This window comes from Streptomyces sp. NPDC059718, from assembly GCF_042733315.1.
Classification (GTDB): domain Bacteria; phylum Actinomycetota; class Actinomycetes; order Streptomycetales; family Streptomycetaceae; genus Actinacidiphila.
This window is the reverse complement of record NZ_JBHWGA010000011.1, coordinates 37,002-55,305: the sequence shown is the minus strand read 5'-3', so window position 1 is coordinate 55,305 and position 18,304 is coordinate 37,002. Positions and strand designations below refer to the sequence as shown.

At 72.4% G+C, this 18,304-nt stretch carries 15 protein-coding genes and 1 pseudogene; 9 read left to right on the top strand and 7 right to left on the bottom strand.

Going from position 1 to position 18,304, the window contains the following annotated elements; genetic code table 11:
* Positions 1-23: 23 nt before the first annotated feature.
* Positions 24-404: a DUF2795 domain-containing protein gene (locus ACFV3E_RS14900; protein ID WP_499514844.1), complete on the bottom strand. Its 381-nt coding sequence runs from the start codon at positions 402-404 to the stop codon at positions 24-26.
* Between the two features lie 152 nt (positions 405-556).
* Here ACFV3E_RS14900 and ACFV3E_RS14895 point away from each other — a divergent pair, with 152 nt between their 5' ends.
* Complete coding sequence (locus ACFV3E_RS14895) at positions 557-817, top strand: DUF6158 family protein (RefSeq protein WP_500535063.1); 261 nt, start codon at positions 557-559, stop codon at positions 815-817.
* Positions 818-906: 89 nt separating this feature from the next.
* Here the strand turns inward: ACFV3E_RS14895 and ACFV3E_RS14890 are convergent, their stop codons facing one another.
* Entirely contained in the window at positions 907-1,068 is a 162-nt protein-coding gene (locus ACFV3E_RS14890; RefSeq protein WP_500535062.1) for a hydrophobic protein, read from the bottom strand.
* A 167-nt stretch (positions 1,069-1,235) separates the two neighbouring features.
* Between ACFV3E_RS14890 and ACFV3E_RS14885 the strand changes: the two genes are divergently transcribed.
* Both ACFV3E_RS14885 and ACFV3E_RS14880 read left to right on the top strand, forming a co-directional pair.
* Positions 1,236-2,474, top strand: coding sequence for an aminotransferase class I/II-fold pyridoxal phosphate-dependent enzyme (locus ACFV3E_RS14885; protein WP_500535061.1), 1,239 nt, complete (start codon positions 1,236-1,238; stop codon positions 2,472-2,474).
* A gap of 215 nt (positions 2,475-2,689) precedes the next feature.
* On the top strand, positions 2,690-3,079 hold the full coding sequence (locus tag ACFV3E_RS14880; protein ID WP_500535060.1) for a helicase associated domain-containing protein: 390 nt from the start codon (positions 2,690-2,692) through the stop codon (positions 3,077-3,079).
* Positions 3,080-3,150: 71 nt separating this feature from the next.
* Here the strand turns inward: ACFV3E_RS14880 and ACFV3E_RS14875 are convergent, their stop codons facing one another.
* Positions 3,151-6,036: an NACHT domain-containing protein gene (locus tag ACFV3E_RS14875; RefSeq protein WP_500535059.1), complete on the bottom strand. Its 2,886-nt coding sequence runs from the start codon at positions 6,034-6,036 to the stop codon at positions 3,151-3,153.
* 486 nt (positions 6,037-6,522) lie between these two features.
* On the opposite strand from ACFV3E_RS14875, the pseudogene ACFV3E_RS14870 reads away from it, so the two are divergent.
* The 3 genes and pseudogenes from ACFV3E_RS14870 to ACFV3E_RS14860 all read left to right on the top strand — a co-directional run.
* Positions 6,523-6,873 (top strand): annotated as a pseudogene (locus ACFV3E_RS14870) (transposase); the annotation flags it as partial.
* Positions 6,874-7,053: 180 nt separating this feature from the next.
* Positions 7,054-7,389 (top strand): effector-associated constant component EACC1, encoded by a 336-nt coding sequence (locus ACFV3E_RS14865; RefSeq protein ID WP_500535058.1) that lies wholly within the window; start codon positions 7,054-7,056, stop codon positions 7,387-7,389.
* The gene (locus ACFV3E_RS14860) at positions 7,316-8,815 is read left to right on the top strand and encodes a caspase, EACC1-associated type (RefSeq protein ID WP_500535057.1); all 1,500 of its coding nucleotides are present in this window, start codon (positions 7,316-7,318) and stop codon (positions 8,813-8,815) included. Before ACFV3E_RS14865 ends, ACFV3E_RS14860 begins: the two co-directional genes overlap by 74 nt.
* A 285-nt stretch (positions 8,816-9,100) precedes the next feature.
* Here ACFV3E_RS14860 and ACFV3E_RS14855 read toward each other — a convergent pair whose 3' ends face one another.
* Positions 9,101-9,769, bottom strand: a complete 669-nt coding sequence (locus ACFV3E_RS14855) for a DedA family protein (RefSeq protein ID WP_500535056.1) — start codon at positions 9,767-9,769, stop codon at positions 9,101-9,103.
* Positions 9,766-10,548: an MBL fold metallo-hydrolase gene (locus ACFV3E_RS14850; RefSeq protein ID WP_499514849.1), complete on the bottom strand. Its 783-nt coding sequence runs from the start codon at positions 10,546-10,548 to the stop codon at positions 9,766-9,768. Before ACFV3E_RS14850 ends, ACFV3E_RS14855 begins: the two co-directional genes overlap by 4 nt.
* 155 nt (positions 10,549-10,703) lie before the next feature.
* Between ACFV3E_RS14850 and ACFV3E_RS14845 the strand changes: the two genes are divergently transcribed.
* Entirely contained in the window at positions 10,704-12,920 is a 2,217-nt protein-coding gene (locus ACFV3E_RS14845; protein WP_500535055.1) for a phage holin family protein, read from the top strand.
* Between the two features lie 186 nt (positions 12,921-13,106).
* On the top strand, positions 13,107-13,538 hold the full coding sequence (locus ACFV3E_RS14840) for a DUF7919 family protein (RefSeq protein ID WP_500535054.1): 432 nt from the start codon (positions 13,107-13,109) through the stop codon (positions 13,536-13,538).
* Between the two features lie 11 nt (positions 13,539-13,549).
* Here ACFV3E_RS14840 and ACFV3E_RS14835 read toward each other — a convergent pair whose 3' ends face one another.
* Complete coding sequence (locus tag ACFV3E_RS14835) at positions 13,550-14,653, bottom strand: calcium:cation antiporter (protein WP_500535053.1); 1,104 nt, start codon at positions 14,651-14,653, stop codon at positions 13,550-13,552.
* A 62-nt stretch (positions 14,654-14,715) separates the two neighbouring features.
* Complete coding sequence (locus ACFV3E_RS14830; RefSeq protein WP_500535052.1) at positions 14,716-17,100, bottom strand: SpoIIE family protein phosphatase; 2,385 nt, start codon at positions 17,098-17,100, stop codon at positions 14,716-14,718.
* Between the two features lie 145 nt (positions 17,101-17,245).
* On the opposite strand from ACFV3E_RS14830, the gene ACFV3E_RS14825 reads away from it, so the two are divergent.
* A complete protein-coding gene (locus ACFV3E_RS14825; protein ID WP_500535051.1) occupies positions 17,246-18,256 on the top strand; it encodes a helix-turn-helix transcriptional regulator in 1,011 nt (336 codons plus the stop codon).
* Positions 18,257-18,304: the final 48 nt, after the last annotated feature.

Sequence of the window (18,304 nt, the reverse complement as noted above, 5' to 3'; positions counted from 1 at the left end):
CCGCGTCGCGGTCGTGCGGCCCGTCAGGCCTCCGGGCGCATGCCCAGCGTCCGGACGACTTCCTGGACGTTGGCGTACCGCCGGTTGTCGCCGGGGAGTCCGTCCACCAGGTCGGTCAGGGGGTCCGGCGCGTGCCGGTCACGCAGGGCCCGCAGCAGGTCGCCGCGCCGGGCGGGGAACGGCTCCCGGGTCAGATGCCTGCCGAGCTCGAACCGCACCGCCGTGCCCTCGGGGGCTCCCGCCCAGGCCGGCCCGGTGCCGACCTCGGGGTCGTCGTCGGCGGCGGGTTCGGGGTCGTGCCACTCCTCGACCCGGGTGGAGTGCCCGGAGCGCAGCAGCTCGCGCAGCTCGTGCTTCATCTCGTCGTCACGGTGGACGCTCAGACGGTCGCTTCCTCGTTGCACGGTGGCTCCTTTCCTCAGGGGTCAGGTCTCTCCATCGTCTACCCGGACCAGGGATCCGATGCCTGTTGAATGCCCACAGAAGCGGATGAATCCCCGCACCGGGGGTACCAAACGGGCGAGGTGACAGGAGGCGAAAGGAAGGTGCGCGACCCATGAGCCGCTACCCCGGCGGGGTCGACCCCGCAGACCTGGACGAACGACAACTGGTGCAGGAACTGGAGTCGGTCCACCGGACCCGCCACGAGACGCTGCTCTACGGCTCCGGGGCGGCCCTCGACGCCCACAACTCGCGGATGGCGGCCCTGGAGGGCGAGTACCTGCGCCGTCATCCCCAGCGGATGGTCTCCGCCGGCCGTACGCGGGCCGGGGCGAGGGCCCGCACCCTGCGCATGCCGGTCCAGGCGCAGCCATAGCGGACCGGGGGAGGAAACCTCGCGAATCCGGGGCGCGCGGCCCTCCGACGGCCGCCGCACGCCTCTCGTTCCGCCCGCGGTCGCGTCCATTACCACGGGTAGCGGCGCGAGCCGCCGGAACGGCTCCGTGCCACGAATCCGAGCAGCCACAGCACCAGGACGACCAGGGCGGCCCACCACAGGACGTCGACCGCGAAAGCCGCGCCGAACAGGACGAGGGCCAGCAGCAGGACGACGAGCAGCGGGACCATGGGAACACCTCCTGGATTCCGGTTGCCCTGGATTCCCGGTGGCACGCAGCGGGATTCGCGCGCCCCGGCGGCGGGAGCGCAGAGCGCGTGCGAGGGTGGCGGCGGGGGCCGGGCCGTGGGCCCGGTCGCCGGATCCCGCCGGTCACCCGATCCCACCGGAGGTACGGATGCAGCGGACCTCACCGCCGGCCCCCGCCGGGCGCCTCGCGCGGGCCGGTCTGCGCCCCGACCCGGGGCTGCCGGTGCCGCCGTACTGGGCGGAGCGGCTGTCCGCAGGTCTGCCGGGCGGTGCCGTGCCGGAGCCGCCCGGGGGCGGCGAGGCGGTGCGCGCGGCCGCGGCGGCCCACTGGGAGCGGCGCGGGCTCGTTACGACCGCGGCCGACACCGTCGCCGCGCCGGGCGCGGAGCCCCTGCTGCTGGCGCTGCTCGCCGCGGTGGACGGCGACGTCGTGCTCGCCAGGCCCGCCGCCGCCTGGCAGGCGCCGCTGGTGCGGACCCTGGGCCTGCGCGCCACGACCGTGCAGACCCCCGCGGTGGGCGGCGGCGCACCCGACCCCTTCGCCCTGCTGGAAGCGGTACGCCGGGCCCGCGCGGAGGGCACCGACCCGCGCGTGCTGCTCATGTCGGCGGCCGACGACCCCAGCGGGACGGTGACGCCCCCGGAACTGCTGCACGAGGTGTGCGAGGCCGCCGAGCAGTGCGGGCTGCTGCTGGTCTCCGACGAGACGTACGCCGACACGGTGCACCATCCGCACGACACCGTGCTGCTCACCCCCGCCGAGATGCTGCCCGGCCGGACGATCGTCGTCGTGGACCTGTGCGCCGCCCTGGCCCCGCCGTCCTGGCCCGTGGCGATCGCCCGCTTCCCGGCCACCGCCGAGGGCGCGCGCCTGCGCGCCGCCGTGGCGGACCGCTGCGCCGGGCTGCGCGCGGTGCTTCCGGAGCCGGTGGCCGCCGCGGCCGCCCACGCGCTCGCCGAGGGCGCCGACGTCCGGGCCCATCTCGCCGCCGCCACCCGCCTGCACGCCGCCCTCGGCGCGGCCTCGCACGTGGCGGTCGCCCGAGCGGGCGCCCTGTGCCGCCCACCCGAAGCGGGCTTCCACCTCTATGCCGACCTCGGCCCCCTGCGGCACGCCCTGGCAGCCGCCGGCGTCACGGACGCGCCCACCCTGGAGGCCGCCCTGTCCGCCCGCCTCGGCCGCCCCGTCCCCGGCGGCCACCGCTTCGGCGACGACCCGTCCGCCCTCCACGTCCGCATCGACACCGGCCCCCTCCACGGCACCGACGACCCCCAGCGCCACGCCGCCCTCACCTCCCCGGCCCCCCTCGAACTCCCCCACGTCGCCGCCGCGTTGTCCGACCTCGAGTCCGCGATCGCCGGCCTGGCCAAGGGCGCCGCCTGGTGACGGTGACGGCGTGGAGATCGCTCCGCGCCGACGCCCTGCCGAGGTCGTCTGGCCGGGCACGAACGCGGGGCCGTCCGGGGCGAGTTCCGCGAAGCGGCTGTCCCTCGGGGGCGCAGTGTGAGTGCGGGCGGGTTCGGCACGGAGCCGCTGCGGGCGCGGTGAGGCCGGCGCAGGGCGCGCGTGGCTGCTGCGGCAGGGGCCATCAGCGCCGTCAAATGCTCGAGGGGCAACCAGGCTGGTCGTGGGACTGGCGCGAGTATCGGTGGGACCTTTTCATCACAGCTCTGACCAGCTTCGCTGGCCGTGAGGGACATCTCCAGGTCCCGCAGGGCCACCATGAGGGGGACTATCCACTCGGAGCGAAGGTCGCGCATACGCGGGGCGTCCATCGCAGTGGAAGGCTGTCCCCTCAGCGTCAGGCCGAACTTCTGGCACTGCCCGGATGGACATGGGGAGCCCAACCGTCGAGGTCGCCACGCCGACGGTCCCACGCAACTGGCGGCCTTCTGAGATCCCGCAGGCGGTCCGATACGGATGGCAGGCAACCAGCGGCCGCCGTGCTGCGCACCGTAGCGGGCGGCCGCGGTTGCTTGAGGATGGGGTGAAGCGGTTGTCTGTCGCGCCGAGTACGGCGGGACCGCATGGCTGCCCTCGGGGTCGTGCCAGGCCGACTATGTCACCTGCTGGCGGCAAGTTGCTCTTGAAGCCGCGCGTGCCGGAACTGATACACGGCCCCCGCTTGGCGGAGGACGCCCCGACGGTGCGCCTCGTCGAGAAAGGTCATGAGCCGCCAGGGCAGTCGGCCGGTGCCGCAAAGCCACAGTCGGGTGGTGAACAGCCAGCCCCAGGCACTCAGACTGATGGCAAAGCCGCCGAGGAGCAGCATCATGGCGGTAACGGACTGCAATTCCGCCGGATCCTGGAATAGGGCAGATGCTGGCGCTACGACGACGAGTAGGGTGACGCATACGACGATACCGGAGGTAATGGCTGTCCCCCGGTCGGCTCGGAAACTGGAATGTGGGCTCGACGAGCGTGTGGTATCGGAAGAAGCGACGAGCCAGTAGTGCAGTCCGGCCGCAGTACAGCTGACCAAAGCAAGGACGATGCCAAGTCGCAGACCGAAAGCGACTGCCTCTCTGAATAGTCTCTGGGGGGGATCTGCCGCCAACCACTCCAGAATGGGCTGCGGGAGGTTGGCCCCTACCTCCACGTTGGCGTGGGTAAAGGTGCCAATGGGAAGTCTAATCCAATCCACTCCGGCACCCGCGATCCCGACCTCTCCTGAGGTCGCAGCCCACGGTCGGGCGCCAGCGTCGGAAAAGTGCATTTCAATCGGCCCGTAGAATGTGCGGCAAACCGCTTCCGCAATATCACACCGAGGCACCTTGGTCTCGCTGAAGTACACGATGCTTCCCGGTCCGGGATCATCGATGACCGACCCCCGGATCGAACCGGGGGGTGCCACAAATTTACCGCCCTCTGGGAGCCAGCCGACCCGCCAGCCGTCAATGACGGCATACCGGGCACCTCCAGCCCCCTGGTGTATCACCGCACCCGTCGGGAACCGTTGAAGATCGGCCCGGATCGTGAGCGTGACGGCAACAGCGAGGCCGAACGTGCCACTCAGGCACAGGCTCGCCAGTGCGCTGACCGCCAATCCCCGTATCAGGGCTCTGCCCGGCGGGCGCTGCGGCCGTGCTGCCTGCCCAGACCACACAAGGCGCGCGACCGCGAGCCCGGCTAACCCGGCGATTCCAACACAGGTCCAGAAGGAAAGAGCCAAGCTTGCCGCCACAAACAGAGTCGCAACGGCCACCAGTACAGGTGCTACAACGCGCATTGCGCGCCCGGTGCCCCGTCGCGCAACCGTGGACGGATGGGGTCTGCCAGTGACGCCAAGCGCGGCCAACACGAGAGTGAAGGCCAGACCGGCTACCGTCGCAACCACCACGGCCCCTATAGGCGACGCCACCGCGGCGCTGCGAAGGCTGAACTCCCCCCAGAAATCACCATATCCATGCCCGTTAATCCAGCCGCTTTGAAGGTCGAGCGTACTCGTTGCCCCCGCAGCAATGCCCACCGGAAGCGCTAGCGCAGCGAGCGCAAGCGGCCGAGGTACCTGCACCGCAGGGCGCCTGAGAATCCGCGCTGTGGGTCCGAGGGACAGGAAGACATAGGCGATGCAAACGCCGGCTACGAAGCCGCCCGCCACTGACCACCACGCTGACGCCTCGTACCCCGCCAATGCGGCTCCTGCCACAGCGATTGGGCCCCCAAGGAGGAGGAGCGGGCCGAGAACGTGCAGAGGCTTCGGTAACATCCGGCGCATTTGCCACCAGGCGAGGTCCCGGGTTTGGTGCCGTTGGAGGTGGTGAGCGAGGAAGCTGAGCCACCTTCGGGCGTCGTCACCGGTTACGGATGGTGCGTTGTGGAAAGCGGCTGGGACAAACGCCTCAAGAAGGTGTTGTTCCAATGCGGCGGTGCTGTGGAAGCGCGGCGTCAGGAGTTCAGCAGGGTCGGAGCTGGTGTCCTCGTAGACGGTCCGGGCCATAGCTACCATGAGCGGGCTAGCGAGTACCTCACCCAGCGCACGGGCAGCGGGTGCGTCCGGGGTGGAACGGATTTCGTCAAGAATGGGTCGCCAGTGAGTAGTGCGCTGTCCATCAGGTGCCCGCATGGGGCGAGCAGTACGCTGCAGGTACTCGCTGGCGTCCTCGAAGGGGACGGGCTGCAGCTCGACCACGGCGGCCGCAGTAAAGACGTCTCCCTGGGCAACGACGCTGGCATACTCCTGGGTACGGCAGGTGAGCAGGGCTGGGGAATCGGCGTCAAGTTCGGCATTCAGCCGCAGTACCGCCTTGGCCTGCATGGGTGACGGGATTTCGTCGAGGCCATCGAGAACTGGTAGGACTCGGCCGGCGGACAGCAGTTCGCGCCCCCAGGTCGCCCCAGGGTAGGTGGCCGCAAGTGAGGCAGCCATCCATTCCTGCAGGCCTTGGCGGTCGGGCTGCCAGTTGGCCAGGGAGAACACCACAGGAATGGGGTCCTCGGGGCTCCGGCGCTCGAGCAGGTCCAGGGTGAAACGAAGCGTTAGGACGGTCTTACCGCTTCCCGGTGAGCCCAGGATGACGAGCCTCCGGGACGGCACCTGTGCGAAGACGTCGGTGATTTGCTCAAGCCGAGCCCTTAGATCGTCTGGGCCGCCGATATTTTCCTGGTGGTCCGAGAGCCAAGGGTCTGCAGACGCCCAGCCAACTTGCAGCGGCGCGGGGTCCTGCAGCCTTCGCAGCCGCCATTCCGCCTGCCATTGCTCTTGAACTGCGTCGGCCAACTGCGTTGCGAGCCGGTCGATCCTCTCCCGCGACGACGGCCTGGTCGAATCCGACGTTCCTTCGCGCCGGAGGCTCACGGCGAGGCCCACGACGGACAGCACCAGCCCCAGCACCGCGGTCAACGAACCCGTCTCGAAGAGATCCCCATTGTGCCTAGCCACCAGGACGACCGTGCCGGTGACGAACACCGCCGCCGCCCAGATGCCATGCCGCCAGTACCGGCTCACGCGGCCCCCGTCCCCTGAGTTCACCGACTCAGGCCATATGGTCAACCACCGGACACTCTCCTGCAAAGGCATAGGGACCGCATCGGCGGTGGCATGTTGCTGCGTCCACGCCGCCCGAACCTTCGGTTCCCTCCGCCCCGTCTGCCATGGTTGTCGGCTGCGGACGCGATCCGGCGACGGCCTGCTGTGCCCGTTGGCGTTCCGGGCGGATCAGCGCACCGCGGTGATCCGCCCCTCTGAGCCCACCAACTTTCCCTGGCCGAATAGGTCTGCGATGTCGCCCTCTAGGCTGGTGCGGATGTCCCGCCCTGCCCGCCGCCAGCCGATGTGCACGGCCTTGCGCGGCGCTTGCTCGGGGTCGGGGTAGCGGGCTTGGAGGTGCTCGCGGCCTGTGAGGTTCAGGATGCCGGCCCGGACGGAGATCCTGCCTGTGCGTGCCAGGCCGCGGACGACTTCGCGGACGTTGTCTCGGATGCGGTTTCCGGCAACGACATCACCCAGTTGATCCCGCTGCTGGAGAAGGTCCCCGCGCTGGCCAGCCTGGTCGGCAGGCCACGAAGACGGCCCGACATCCTCTACGCCGACCGCAGCTACGACCACGACAAGTACCGGCGCCTGCTCTGGGAACGCGGTATCAAACCGGTCATTGCTCGCCGCGGCGTCCCGCGCTGGTCCGGCCTCGGCATCCACCGCTGGGTCGTCGAACGCACCATCGCCTGGCTCCACGGCTTTCGCCGCCTGCGCATCCGATAAGAACGGCGCGACGACGTCCACGAGGCCTTCCTCGGCCTCGCCACCTGCCTGATCACCCACCGACACGTCGAACGCCTTTGTTAGGGACCTCTAGGCGGGGCCTGTGTCCCGACGATCTTTTACGAAACTAGATCGTTTCGTCACAATACTTCACGGAAGGTCTGTTTCCTGAAACGATGCGGGCCGGGACAGGTGGTGTGGGAACTACCAGGTCCGGCTGGGACACCATGGGCAGAGGGGTGCCTGTTGGAAGCACGGATTAGCGTGTCGGGCAGCGACGAAGTCGGCGAATTCATCAGGCTTCGGAACTGGCTGAGCGGGGAGCGGACGCTGACCGGTGCAGTCCGCGTGGTAGTGCGACCTCCTGGCGACGGCGAGCTGGGCGGGGCGTTCGACCTTTTGGCAGTGACCCTCGGATCGGGTGGGGTCGGAGTCTCACTGGCCCGATCCCTGACCGTATGGCTCCAAACCCGCCGTACAGACGTGACCATCACAGTCACGTCGCCGTCGGGCACCGTGAAGGTCGATGCACAGCGGATCAAGGATTCCGCCGTCGTGGAACTGCTGGAACGCGCTCTACAGGACCATGATGAGCGTTGAAGTACCTGACTATTCACGGTCGCGGGCTGTGCTCGTCGGTGTCTCGGTGTACTCGGACCCATGGTTCCCGCCGCTACCGGCCGTGACCAACAACCTTGCTGGTTTCCAAGAGGTTCTGACAGACCCCCAATTGTGCGGCTGGCCCCGCGACCGACTCACCGTACTACTTGACCCCGTCGACGTCCGGCTTATTCTGCCAGACCTGCGCCGCCTCGCGATGGAGACCGAGGACACTCTCCTGTTCTATTTCGCCGGACATGGGACGATATCGACAAGAGGCGACCTCTGCCTGATCCTGACCGACACCCGAGCAGAGCACGAGGACATCACCGGCCTGGATTTCAATTGGATTCGAGAGATCTTCCGCAATAGCGGCGCCAGCACAAAGATTGCAATCCTGGACTGCTGCTACTCCGGTCGAGTCATCGAAGCACTTGCCGCGGCGCCGGTCGCCGACGCCACGGACATTCGCGGCGCCTACATCATGACGGCCAGCGACGGCCCCGCGCACGTCGTTCCCCTCGCCGAGCAGAAGAACACCTACACCTCCTTCACCGCCGAGTTCCTCCAGCTGATACGACGGGGAATCGCCGGCGGCTCCCCCAGGCTGACGCTCGCGGAGATCTATCTCCACCTGCGGCAGAACCTCAGATCGGTCGGGCTGCCTGCCCCCAACCAGCGCGGCACGGACACCGCCGACCGGTTCGTCTTCACCCGCAACGCTGCTGCAAGCATTCGGCCGAACGGTCCCACCGCGTCGTCCGCCAACGACATGACAGCCGTTGCGGAGGCTGATGGCTCGCCGTCTCAGGGATCACCGATATCGACTCCGGATGAGCCCCGGCCACCCGGAAACGACGCGGTGGATCCCGGCACCGTCACGCCCGGGCCGTCCCCCGATCCTAAAAAACGGAAACGCTCCAGGAAACCCACGACATGGCCGCTCGTCGCGTCCGCCGCTGTAGCGATCACCGCCATCGGCGTGCTCGCCTCATTTTATCCGTGGTGGGCCGCAGGCAACAGCCCGAGTAATCCCACCAGAACAACCCCATCCCTTTCGTCCGGCCCTTCCACTTACGCGCCGTCTTCTCGGCCGACCAACCAACTACTCGCGGGCGAAATACTCTACGCCGGAGACGATATCTCCTCGAACAACGGCCGATACAGATTGCTGCTCCGTATAAGTGACGGCAATCTCATGCTGTTGGCGGACGGGGACGCCGTCTGGGAATCCGGCCCCCAGCACGCGGCCGTGCTTTGGAATCAGAATGACGGCAACCTCGTCCTGAAAAACAGCGCCGGCGACCCTGTCTGGGATTCGGCAACTGCCGGCGACACGGACTGCACCTTGACTGTCACCGACGATGGACACGTCGTGCTTCGCCGCGACGTCGACGGCGCCCTGCGTTGGAGCCGTCCCAAGTGATGCCCCGAGGGGCGAGCGAGGACCCTGACCGTACTGCCGTCGGCGCTACTTGCGCTACATCCGCGAGGCCGCCCAGTTGTGGCTGGAGGTCATAGCTTGCGAGTCGCTCCTTGGCCCTACCGAGGGCCACGTCTGACCCGGCTGGCGCTCATCGCCCTATTGGGGTGAGGCCGATGAGGGGCTGGTGCGGCCCGTGGGCGCTTCGCGGGGCGGAGCCGGCGCGGGCGCCCGGTGCCGGCCCCCGGGCGGCCGCCGGCCCGGGGCGCGACCTCCGCCGGGAGGCGGTCAGTGGCCGGGGTGTTCGGCCGGGGTGTCGTCGGGGGCGGCGGGGGTGGTCGTGAGGCCGCGCAGGCGGCGCCAGAGCTGGGGGGCCGTGGCGATGAGGAGGGTGAGCGCGACGGCGAGCAGGACGCCCTGCCACGGCTCGGGGAAGAGGGTGCCGCCGAGGATGCCGATGAGCTGGTAGGCCGCCGCCCAGGCCAGGCAGGCGGGGACGTCTCCGCGGGCGAAGCGGCGGACGGGCATCTCGGCGAGCAGGCAGGCGACCATCACCGGGATGCGTCCGGCGGGTATCAGGCGGGACAGGACGAGGACGGCGACGCCGTGGTCGTCGAGCCGGCGTTGCGCGTCGGCGAGGTGTGCGGGGTCGGCGCGTCGCTGGAGCTGCCGCAGCCAGCGCGAGCCGTTGCGGGAGCGTACGCCGCGGTGGCCGAGCAGGTAGAGGCCCATGTCGCCGAGGAAGGCGGCGCCCGCGGCGACGACGAAGACCAGCGCGAGGGAGAAGGGGGCGGTCTGGTGGAAGGCGACGACGGCGGCGCTGCTGACGAGCGCGCCGGTGGGCACGACCGGCACGAGCGAGCCGAGCACGACCAGCAGGAAGAGCGAGGGGTAGCCGACCACCTGGCCGGTGGACTGGGAGGAGGTCTGCTCCGCGAGCAAGGTGAGTCCGCTCACCTGGCGGCCTCCAGCAGCATGCTCTCGCCGTGCTCCAGGCGGTGCACCGCCACCGCCGGTGCCAGCTGCCCGGCGAGCCGGACGAACTCCTCGCCGGGGGAGTGGAATTCGTGCGGGCGGACGGCGTCCATGCCGATCGGCCAGTACGTCCCGTAGTGGATGGGGACGGCGGCGCGCGGGGCGAGCCGCGCCAGGGCCCGGGCGGCGCGCCCCGCGTCGAGGTGGCCGGTGCCGAGGAAAGGTCCCCAGCCGCCGACGGGCAGCAGGGCGGCGTCGCAGGGGCCGACCTCGTCCGCCATCCCGTCGAACAGCCCGGTGTCCCCGGCGAAGTAGGTCCGTTCCTCGCCCACCAGCACGTAGCCCAGCGCGGGGGAGCGGCGCGGCCCGTACGGCAGGCGCCGTCCGTCGTGCGCGGCGCTCACCACGCGTACCGTCAGCGCGTCCACCTTCACCTCGTCACCGGGGGCCACCTCGGTCAGCTCCAGTCGCCGGTCCGCGGCGAGCCGTCGCAGCCGGGGCACCGCGGCGGGGGCCCCGCGCGGCACCAGTACCCGGGTACCCCGGGAGAGCCGGGCCAGTGAGCCGGTGTGCAGGTGGTCGGCGTGCAGGTGGGAGATGACGGCGACGTCCGCCAGGGCCGCGCCCGGCGGCGGGACCGCGCCGCGCCGCCTGCGCAGGTGGGCCAGGCGCGGGGCGAACAGCGGATCGGTGAGCACGCGCACCCCCGAGTCCCGCACGGTCACCGTCGCGTGTCCCCACCAGGTGATCTCGACCGCCACTCGCGCCTCCTCGTCTCGCTCCGAGCCTATGCTCCGGCGCGCCCGCCGTGTGCCCCCGGTGCGCCGCGGGGCCCAGGGGGGACTGTGACAGTCTGGGGGTATTCGTGTTCGGGGACGCGCGGGGACGTGCGCAGACGTGAGGGGACGAGGAGAGGGTGGGCGTGCTGCGTCGGTGGCGGGCCGCCGGGGGCGCGATCGTCCGCGTGCTGGTCGTGTGGGCGGTGGTGACGGCGACGATGGCCGTGCTCGCCGGGATCCTGCCCGACTTCCGCATCCAGTCGCCCGGCGGCGACAGCCCCACCCGCATCGCGGTGACGGCGGCCGCGGCCGCCGGTGCCTTCGGTCTGCTGAGCGCGCTGGTCTGGCCGGTGCTGGTCCGGGCCGTGCTGCTGGTGCCCGCGCTGGTGCTGGGCCTGCTGGTGTTCTTCCTCAACGGCTCGCTGCTGCTGCTCGCGTTCCGCTTCACCCCCGACTGGCAGGGCGACATCGCGCCGGTCACGGCCGTGGTGATCGCCGCCGTGATGTCGGCGGCGTCGTCCGCGACGAGCACGACGCTCGCCATGCGCGACGACGCGGCGTACGGCCGGCGCCTGGCGCGCCTGGCCGGCCGGCGTCGCGGGGGCGCGGGCCACGACACCGCCGGCGCGGACGGCACGCGGGAGCCGGGCTTCGTCTTCGTCCAGCTGGACGGCGTCGGACACGACGTGCTGCGCGAGGCCGTGCGCCCGGTGACGCGCAAGGGGCGGCTGCGCCCCCCGGCGATGGAGACCGTCGCCGACTGGCTCGACGGCAGCCACCGCCTGGTGCCGTGGACCACCGACTGGAGCAGCCAGACCGGCGCCAGCCAGCTGGCCATCCTGCACGGCAGCAACGAGGACGTGCCGGCCTTCCGCTGGTACGAGAAGGAGACCGGGCAGGTCATGGTCTGCAACCGGCCCTCCTGCGCGGCCGAGCTGGAGCGCCGCGCGGTCGCCCGCACCGGGCGGCCGGGCCTGCTGGCGCCCGACGGCGCCAGCCGGGGCAACCTGTTCAGCGGCGGCGCCGAGCAGCTGGCGCTGGTGATGTCGGTGTCGACCCGCCGCCGGCGCTTCTCCGCCGACCGGCTCGCGATGGCACGGCTGCGGTCCCGGGCGGTCGGCGCCCCGGAGGGCGGCGATCCCGCGGCCGTCCTCGCCCGGGTCGGCGCCACCCGTTCCCGGACCGGCTACTTCGCGTACTTCTCCGACCCGGCCAACGCCGTGCGCACCGCCGCGTCCTTCTTCGCGGAGGTCGTCCGCGAGATCACCGAGTCCACCTCGGCGCGGCTGCGTCACGAGCGTCCCCGGGTGCGGCGCGGCGGCCTCTACCCCTTCCTGCGGGCCTTCGCCACCGTCGTCGAGCGCGACGTGGCGGTGGCGGCCGTCGTCGGCGACATGCTCGCCGGGCGCGGTGCCGTCTACGCCGACCTCGTCGCGTACGACGAGGTCGCGCACCACTCGGGGCCGCGCAGCCGGGACGCGATGCGGGTGCTGCGGCGTCTGGACCGCGCCATCCGCCTGATCGCCGACGCTTCCCGGTACGCGCCGCGCCCCTACCGGATCGTGCTGCTGTCCGACCACGGCCAGAGCGAGGGCGAGACCTTCGAGTCCGCGTACGGGCTGACCCTGAGGGACCTGGTCCGGGCGGGGTGCGGGCTGCCGGTGCGCCGCCGCGTGCGGGGCACGGCCAGCGGCGCCGAGGCGCGCGCGGCGGCCCGTGCGGCGCTGCACCGCCCGGAGCACGGGGGCCGCGCGGGCGAGGAGCAGGAGACGGCCGGGCCGTCCTCGGACCCGGTGGTGCTGGCCTCGGGGAACCTGGCGCTGATCTCCTTCCCCGACCTCCCGGGGCGGGTGGACCGGCAGGGCGTCGAGGCCCGCCACCCGGCCCTGCTGCCGACGCTGGCCGAGCACCCGGGGGTCGGCTTCGTGCTGGTCCTTGACCGGGAGCGCGGGCCACTGGTGCTGGGCGGGGACGGCGGCGAGCACGAGCTGGAGACGGGCCGGGTCACCGGCCGCGATCCGCTGGCGCCGTTCGGGCCGGGCGCGGCGGCCGCGGTGCTGCGCACCGCCCGCTTCCCGCACGCCGCCGACCTCATGGTCAACTCGGCGTACGACCCGGTCACCCGGACCGTGCACGCCTTCGAGGAGCAGGTGGGCTCGCACGGCGGCCTGGGCGGCGACCAGAGCCGCGCTTTCCTGCTGCACCCGTTCGACCTGGACGGTCCCGATCCGCTGGAACGCCTGGTGGGCGCCGGGGCCGTGCACGAGCTGCTGGGCGGCTGGCTCGGCCGCAAGCCCCTGGCGCAGGCGCCCCCGGTCGAGGACGGCAAGGACGAGCAACCGGTCGTCGGCTGACGCGCCGCGCACGGGACTGGTGTCCGGCGCGGGTCTCCTTCGGGTGGAGCACACGGCCGCCGGGGGCGCGCCGGCGGAGGCCCGCCACGTACGGGTGATTGACCTACGGGCGCCGCTGCTGGACGCTTGCCCGCGATCGATCGGACGGTGCGCGCGGGCGGGGGCCCGCGGGTGGGAGAGGCTGCGATGCCGTACTACGAGGACCTGAGCCCGTACGCCTACTTCACAGAAACGATTCCGCCGGACGTTTCAGCCCGCGCCGTCGGCTGGCTGGACCCCGCCCGCCCCTACCCGCAGGCGGAGCCCTCCGAGGAGTTCGCCGACCGCCTCTTCGACCTGTGCCGCGACCACCTGTGCGCCATCACCCACGGCTGGTACGGCTGCACCCTGTGCCGCCGCAGGCTGATCGGGGGCGGTCGCTTCAACCCGGTGAGCGTGTCCCGCGGCGGCGAGCGGATCCTCGTGGGGCACGGCGAGGTACGGGTGGAGGGCGGCGCCGGCACCTGGCTGATCGCGCCCGACCTGGTCGTCCACTACGTCCTGGCCCACCGCTACGCCCCGCCCGGGCCCTTCGTCGAGGCCGTGCTGGCCGGCCGCGTCGTCGCCGGCTGCCGGTAGGCCCCGCCCGTTCACGGGCTGATCGCGAGGACCACGTACGCCGCCAGCAGGGCCAGGTGCACCGCGCCCTGCAGCGGCGTGGCGCGTCCCGGTATCACCGTGAGGGTGCCCACGGCGACGGTGATCGCCAGCAGCACCATGTGCGTGGCGCCCAGCCCCAGCAGCAGCGGGCCGGACATCCACACCGAGGCCACCGCGACCGCCGGGATGGTCAGCCCGATGCTCGCCATCGCCGAGCCGAGCGCCAGGTTGAGGCTGGTCTGCACACGGTCGCGGGCGGCCGCGCGCACCGCGGCGATGGTCTCGGGCAGCAGCACCAGCAGGGCGATGACGACGCCGACGAAGGAGGACGGCAGGCCGGCGTACTGCACGCCCTGCTCGATCGTCGGCGACTCCACCTTGGCCAGCCCCACGACCGCGACCAGCGCCACCACCAGCAGCGCCAGGCTGAACATCGCGGCGCGGACGGTGGGCGGGACGGAGTCGTCCTCCGAGACGTCGATCACCTCGCCGCCCGGCTTCACCGGCAGGAAGTACGCGCGGTGCCGCACCGTCTGCGTCGCGACGAACAGGCCGTACAGCACCAGCGACGCCATCGCGGCGAAGGTGAGCTGGGCGGTGGAGAAGCGCGGGCCCGGGGTGCTGGTGGTGAACGTCGGCAGCACGAGGCTGAGGGTGGCGAGCGTCGCCACCGTCGCCAGGGAGGCGCCCGTGCCCTCCGGATTGAAGACCGCCACCCGCCGGCGCAGCGCCCCCACCAGCAGGCAGAGCCCCATGATGCCGTTGCACGTGATCATGACCGCGGCGAAGACGGTGTCGCGGGCCAGACCCGCGCTCTTCGGGCCGCCGTCGGCCGTCAGGGTGAGGATCAGGGCCACCTCGATGACGGTCACCGCCACCGCCAGCACGAGCGCGCCGTAGGGTTCGCCCACCCGGTGCGCCACCACCTCCGCGTGGTGGACGGCGGCGAGCACCGCGACGGCCAGGAAGACCGCGACGACCACGACCGCGGCCACCGGCAGCGCCCGTCCCCACGTCAGGGCCAGCAGGACCACCGAGAGCACCGGGACGAGGACCGTCCAGTGCAGGGCGGACACGGGGAAGCGAGCGGTCATGCCTCCGAGACTGACAGCTCGTCAGGGTCGGCGCGACGCGGGGAACCCGGACGTGCCGCCGCTCATCGCCCGGCCGGGGGAAACGCCTGTTCGGCCCAGATGGTCTTGCCGGCGGAGGTCTGCCGGGTACCCCAGGCCTGGCTCAACTGCGCCACCAGCAGCAGGCCGCGGCCGCCCTCGTCGTCGGACAGGGCACGCCGCAGATGCGGGGCGGTGCTGCTGCCGTCGGACACCTCGCAGATCAGCGTCCGGTCGCGGATGAGCCGCAACTGGATCGGCGGCGCGCCGTACCGGATGGCGTTGGTGACCAGCTCGCTCACCACCAGTTCGGTGACGAACACCGCGTCCTCCAGGCCCCAGGCGACCAGCCGCTCCGCCACCGCCTGCCGGGCGTCCGCGACGTGCGCGGGGTCGCCGGGCAGGTCCCACACCGCGACCTGGCCGTCGTCGAGCGCCCGGGTACGGACGAGCAGCAGCGCGACGTCGTCGACCGGACGGTCCGACGGGAGGGTCTTCAGGACGGTGTCGCAGGCCGCCTCCATCGTCGGGGCCGGGGCGGCCAGCGCGGCGCGCAGCCGTGCCAGGCCGGCGTCCAGGTCGAAGTCCCGGCTCTTGACCAGGCCGTCGGTGTAGAGCGCGAGCATGCTGCCCGCCGGCAGCTCCAGCTCGACCGCCTCGAACGGCAGCCCCCCGACGCCCAGCGGCGGGCCCGCGGACATCGGGACCATCTCGACCCCGCCGTCGGGGAAGCGCACGGCGGGCGGCGGGTGCCCGGCGCTGGCGAGGGAGCAGCGGCGCGCGATCGGGTCGTACACGGCGACCAGGCAGGTCGCGCCCAGCTCGCCGCTGGTCTCGGCGGGCGACACCTCCCGGCCGTGGCCGTCCTCGGGATCCAGGTGCGAGACGAGGTCGTCGAGGTGGGTCAGCAGCTCGTCCGGCGCCAGGTCCACGTCCGCGAGGGTGCGCACCGCCGTCCGCAGCCGGCCCATCGTCGCCGAGGCGTGGATGCCGTGGCCCACGACGTCGCCGACGACCAGGCCCACCCGCGTGCCGGACAGCGGGATGACGTCGAACCAGTCGCCGCCGACCCCCGCCCGGGCCCCGGCCGGCAGGTAGCGCGAGGCGACCTCCACCGCGGCCTGCTCGCGCAGCCGCAGCGGCAGCAGACTGCGCTGGAGGGTCAGTGCCGTGGCGTGCTCCCGCGTGAAGCGGCGGGCGTTGTCGACGCACACCGCGGCCCGCCCCGCGAGCTCCTCGGTCAGCGTCAGGTCGTCCTCGGTGAACAACTCCGGACGCGCCCAGCGGATGAAGACCGCCACCCCGAGGGTGATGCCGCGCGCCCGCAACGGCACCGCCAGCACCGAATGGATGCCGTACTCCTGGACCTTGGCGTCCCGCAGGCTGTTCTGCGCCAGCCACAGCGTGAAGTCCGGGTGCCCCAGCCGGCTGAGCACGGGCCGGCCGGTCGCCAGGGCCCGGGACGGCGGGGAGAACTCCGGGTAGACGTCGAGCTCGCCGAGGTCGACGGCCGCGTCCGGGGCGCGGCCCGACGCGGTGCGGTGGGCGACCCGGCGCAGCTCCACGCCGAGGCCGGGCGGTCCCGGCGGGGGCTCCTCGCCGTGCAGCACCGAGTCCAGCAGGTCCACGCTGGCGAAGTCGGCGAAGCGCGGCACGGCCAGCTCCGCCAGCTCGTCGGCGGTGTGCACCACGTCCAGGGTGGTGCCGAGCCGCGCGCCGGCCTCGTTCAGCAGGGCCAGCCGCCGGCGCCCCCGGAACTGCTCGGTACTGTCGAACGACGCGCTCGCCACGCCCCGGATCCGGCCCTGCGGGTCCCGCACCGGCCACATCTCCGTGCTCCACGCCCGCTCGCCGACCGCGGCCGCGGCGGCGGCCGGGCTCTCGTAGTGCGCCGGCCGGCCGGTCTCCGCGACCTGGCGCAGGTGGTCGTTGAACCCGCGGCGCCCCTCGTCGTCCAGGAGCGGTCCGGAGAAGGGCCGGCCGCGCAGCTCGGCCGCCGGGACGCCGTTCATGTCCGCCGCGGTGTCGTTGACCCGGTGGTAGCGCAGCCCGGTGTCGTACGTGGCCATGGCGACGGACGACTGCTGGAAGGCCCACAGCAGGAGCGCGGTGTCCGGGTCGGTGCAGGAGGCGGTCACGACACAGCCGCCGGGCCGGTCGTCGGCGTCCAGCGCGGGGGAGACCCGTACGTCGAGGTCGAGTTCCCGCCCGTCCCGCCGGTGCGCCCGCACCCGGCCGCGCCACTCCCGGTCGAGCGCGATCGCCTGCGCCTGCGCACCGAACACCTCGGCGACGGGCCGTCCCACCGCTTCCGCCGCCGCGTGTCCGAGCAGCCGTCGTGCCCCCGCGCTCCATCCCGTGACCACCCCCCGCGCGCTGACGGTGACCACGGCCGTGGCGGCCGGGTCCCCGGGGTCACTCGTGTTCATCGTCGGCGATCACACACCCGTCGCAGTCCCTACCTCCCCAGGGTGCGCGCTCCGCAGGACACCATCAAATCGGCCGGGGCCGTGCACGCGGCCCATGTGAAGGTGTCCTGCGGCCACTGTCGGTGGCGGCGGCGATACTGCCGCCATGCGCGCGAGCCGGCTGGTCTCCCTCCTCCTGCTCCTCCAGTCGCGGGGGCGGATGACCGCCGCGGAGCTGGCGGAGGAGCTGGAGGTGTCCGTACGGACGATCTACCGCGACGTGCAGTCGCTGCACGAGGCGGGCATCCCGCTGTACGGCGACGCCGGGCACGAGGGCGGCTACCGGCTGCTCGACGGCTACCGCACCCGGCTGACGGGCCTGACCGCCGACGAGACGCAGGCGTGGTTCCTGGCCGCCCTGCCCGATCCGGCCGCCCAGCTGGGGCTCGGGGAGGCCGCGGCGGCGGCCCGGCTGAAGTTCAGCGCCGCGCTGCCGCCGGCGCTGCGGGAGCGGGCGGAGCGTGTGCGGGGGCGGTTCCTGCTGGACGCGCCCGGCTGGTACAGCTCCGAGGAGCAGGTGCCGCACCTGCCCGTGGTGGCCGACGCCGTGTGGAACCGGCAGGTCGTACGGGTGCGGTACCGCCGCTGGCGCGAGCCCGCCGAGACCGACCGCAGGCTCGAACCGTACGGTCTGGTGCTCAAGGCGGGCCGCTGGTACGTGGTCGCCCACGACGGGAGCGACCCGCGCACCTACCGGGTCGACCAGATCCTCGAGGTGCGCGCCCTCGACGAGACGTTCGCGACCCCGCCCGGCTTCGACCTCGCCGCGTACTGGCGGGAGTACCTCGCCGGGTTCCACGCGCGGCTCCACCGGGACGAGGCCCTGATCCGGGTGTCACCGCGCGGCGCCGAGCGGCTGCCCGCGCTGCTGCCGCGCCCCGTGGCCCGGGCGGTGGCCGAGGACGGCGAGCGGGAGCCGGACGGCTGGGTCCGCGCCCGCGTGCCCATCGAGTCGGTCCCGCACGCGCACGGCGAGTTCCTCAGGCTCGGCGCGGACCTCGAAGTCCTTGCGCCGGCTCCGCTGCGGGAGATGCTGGCGGAGTCGGCGCGGGCGCTGGCCGCCCTCTACGGGCCGCCGCGATCCACACCGCCGCCCCCGCGGCCGCCAGCGCGCTGAGACCGGCGACCGCCGCGAAGCCGTTCAGGAGCCCGGCGCGGGCGGTGA